Origin of the sequence: Actinomadura sediminis (assembly GCF_042675525.1) — a bacterium.
Taxonomy (GTDB): domain Bacteria; phylum Actinomycetota; class Actinomycetes; order Streptosporangiales; family Streptosporangiaceae; genus Spirillospora; species Spirillospora sediminis.
This window is the reverse complement of record NZ_JBHTJA010000217.1, coordinates 1-3474: the sequence shown is the minus strand read 5'-3', so window position 1 is coordinate 3474 and position 3474 is coordinate 1. Positions and strand designations below refer to the sequence as shown.

Here is a 3474-nt window from a genome sequence, read left to right as displayed (position 1 = left end):
GGCAGGGTGGTGGCGAATCCGGCGGCCTGGCTGCCCCACATGCGGCGCAGGCGGATCTTGGCCGAGTCCGCCGCGGTCTCCACGTGCGCGACCGCGCGCCGAAGTTCGTCCGGGTCGGTGACGGTGACGGTGGCGTACATCGAGACCAGGCACACCCCGGCGCCCATGGCCTCCTCGGCGGCGGCTTGGCGGGCGCGGGCGGCGTCCCAGGAGTCGCGGGCGGTCTCGTCGCGCCCGGTGCGGCGCCGGAACTGGGCCCGGAACGCCGCCGCGTTCACCTCCTGCTGCAGCACCCGGCTTGCCGCCGCGGCCGGAAGCGCCCGGTACAGCAGCGTCACGCGCTTGGGGAACGGCCCCGGAGCGACGAGCCGGGCCAGCACATCGGGGTGGACGTTCTGCCGCGGGGGTTCGTGCCACGCCCAGCTCACCGACGTTCCGCCGTCGTGCTCGTGGCGATCGGTGTGCTCGGTCGCCGCGACCGGCCCCGCCTCGCTCCAGGACAGGACGTCCTCCGATCGCGGGCGTGCGAGCAGGCGGTTGACCTCCCCGCGGGCGTGCGGGTCGAACGCCGTCCGGACGGCTCCGGCCAGTTCGGCGGCGGTCGCGCACCCGACGACCGACACTCCGCAGTTGCCGAGCCGGGATGCCAGCCCGTCCAGCGTGCGCCCGAGTTCGGCGACGGCCTCGAACAGGTCCCGTGGCCGCGCCGACGACGCTTTGGGATCGAACGTGACCGAAACCCGGGTGTCGACATCCGCAGCTGCTGCCGGCGCGGCCTGGACGAGCTGATCCATGATCTGGCGTGCGGGTTCGGGCGCGGACTCGACGACCGCGCGGCCGACCGCGTCGGCGAGAGTGGAGCCGGGTTCGGGAGCGGTCTCCACGGTCACGGTCACCCAGCGGATCGCGGGCATGTGGCCGAGGGCGGCAAGCCAGCCGCCCCAGGCGGAGACCCAGGTGTCGGCGTCGGACCGATCGGCCAGCCACGTCGAGGCCGGCACCACCCGCAGCGTCGCCGTCAGCAGCCCGGTGCGGCGATCCCACACGACCCCGTACCGGCCGCCATAGCCGTCCTCCACGCTCAGCAGCGTCAACGGCGCCAGCACCCCCGGCAGCTGGAACGCCCGCGGGTGATCAATGACGACCCCGGCCCGGTAGCGGTTGTGGCCACGCAGAACGCTCCATCGCCACCGCACCCTGGACAGGAGCATTCGACCGAGCGGAGCGCCACCGACGCGGACGAGTCCGAGCACGCACCCGATCGCCGCCGGGGGCAGCAGAAACACCAGGCTGCCCGGTGCGATGGCCGCGACCACGACCACCACCATCGCCCCGCCGAGCACGACGAAGGTCGCGGTGGTGTCCAGCCCCATCAGCCCGATGCCGTGCCGTCGCCGCCAGCCGCCGTAGGTGCGGGCCTCACCCATTGCCGCCGCCCCCTTCGACGACCGCGCCACTGGGACCGCCGCCGTTGTCGTCGGAGCCGGTGGGGTTGCCCAGCCAGCGGATCGTGTCCTGGCCGCGCTGCCGTTCCTTGTCCGCTGCACGGATGGCGGTCGGTCCGACCGGCTCGTCGTGCCCGCCATGGGGCGGCGTCCATCCGCCGCCGCGAGACTCACCGCCTGATGTCGGCCCGGGCGTGTGGGCCACGCCGCCGTCGGGTTGATCGCTACCGGACGGCGCCGCAGTGACCGAAGGACACTGCTCGCTCTGGTCTCCCTGCTGGCCCGTCGCCGCCCGATCCGGGACGACCGGCGGCTGCTGCGCCGCCTTCTCCTCGTCGTGCCGATCGCCAGGACGTTCGCCGAGTTGCTGCCCGAGGTAATCGGCGTGCTCGCCTGCGGACTCGGCGCGTCCGCCCCCGGCCCCACCGCCGTAGGCGCGTAGGGCGCCCAGGGCGGTGGCGCCGCCCATCACGGTGTTCAGGACACCGCCGCCGCTGCCGGATTCGGTGCCTCCGGTCGTCCAGGAGAAGAACTTCAGCAGCACGGGGAAGGCGATGAGGCTGATCAGCATCATCGTGAAGCCCATCAGGAGCGTGTGGAGCTCCTCGCCCTCACCGATGAAGGTGAACGCCGTCGCGTACACGGCTGCCGCTGCCGGCTTGTAGAAGATCAGGGCGAGCATCCAGCCGGCGACCTTGCCGAACCACGGCCTCGTCGCCGTAGTGATCACCCCGGCGGCGGCCAGCGGAAGCACCCCCGCGAGCACCACGAGCGCCGCGCCCCGGAACAGCAGCAAGAGGGCCTGGATGATGCCGATGAACATGGCGACCATGCACAGCACGATCACCAGCGCTGCAGGTGTCCCCGACGGGAACGCCACGATCTTGGCCATCCGCGCGGCGAAGTCGCCCTGCGACGATGCCGTCAGCGCCCAGTCCGACCACAGGTCGCCCAACTGCAGCAGCTGATTCGGGAGCAGAGTGCCGATGACCGTCACCGTGACCAGGACGACCACGCCCTGCCCGGCACCGATCAACGGCGCCGCCTTGCGCGTCAGCGCCATCTTCCCCGCGACGACCAGTAGTGCCACCAGAGCGACGAAGACCGTCAGCGGCTGGACGAGCGCCTGCAGGAAACCGATCGCGGGTTCGTCTTCCAGGTTCGGTGAGGGCGTTTCAACCCACCAGGAGGCGGTGTTGGAGATCAGCCACCCCACCGCCGATTCGAACCCGTCGGCGGTGGCCTGCAGCATGTCGCCGCCGATCGCGGCCGGAAGGTCGGCCATCGGCGGGGCGAACGGTGAGCCATCGTCGTCGTCCACCGGCCGCACGCAATTCGGCTCGAGCACAGGCGAACACGGGTCCAGTGGCGCCATCACCCACCACCCCCGCGCGGGAACCGCCCGTACCCGTCAGCGGAGGCGATCGACACTGCCGACCCGCCCCAGCTCCCGCCCGGCGGGGCCACGACACGCCAGTCGCCGTTCTCCCACCGCACCTGAACCCGGATCGCAGCGCGGACCGTGACGTTACTGTCCCCGGGACCGGCCGTCACCAGATCCAGCGTCGCCGACCGGGGCGAATAGCCCAGCCACCGGAACCCCTCCACCACCATGTACGCCCGCCCCAGCGCCTCCCCATAGGGACGGTCGCCGCGGTGACGGTCGTAGGACCGCTGCGTCGCCTCGAGCAGCGCGGCGGTGTCCGGTCCGATCACCTGATTGCGGATCGTCGGCTCGAACACCCGCGGCCCCCACAGCGCGTGCGCCCGCACCACGATGTGGACGGCTGCCAGCAGCGCCCCGCGCGGTGACCGCGCGAACCCGAACGCTGGCCCGTCGCCGGATTCCCGCGGACCATCGGCGGCGTGCGGCAACAGCACGCCGTGGTAGTCGCGCCACGCCACCCCAGCGAACGAGACCGGCGGCGCGCTCACCAGCACGGCCTGCGGCTCGGGGCGAGCAACACGCTGCGCGACAGGCGTAGCTGACTCGTCCGTGAACTGGACGGCGCCGAGCACCAGCGCGCCG

The 3474-nt window shown here is 72.5% G+C and carries 3 protein-coding genes; all 3 read right to left on the bottom strand.

Annotated elements, in window-relative coordinates:
- The coding region (locus ACFQ11_RS37335; protein WP_378307633.1) for an SCO6880 family protein at positions 1 to 1427 on the bottom strand (1427 nt) is incomplete at its 3' end.
- Positions 1420 to 2766 (bottom strand): hypothetical protein, encoded by a 1347-nt coding sequence (locus tag ACFQ11_RS37330; protein ID WP_378307631.1) that lies wholly within the window; start codon positions 2764 to 2766, stop codon positions 1420 to 1422. The genes ACFQ11_RS37330 and ACFQ11_RS37335, both read right to left, overlap by 8 nt.
- A gap of 53 nt (positions 2767 to 2819) precedes the next feature.
- A partial coding sequence (locus ACFQ11_RS37325) for a hypothetical protein (RefSeq protein ID WP_378307629.1) occupies positions 2820 to 3474 on the bottom strand: 655 nt, incomplete at its 5' end.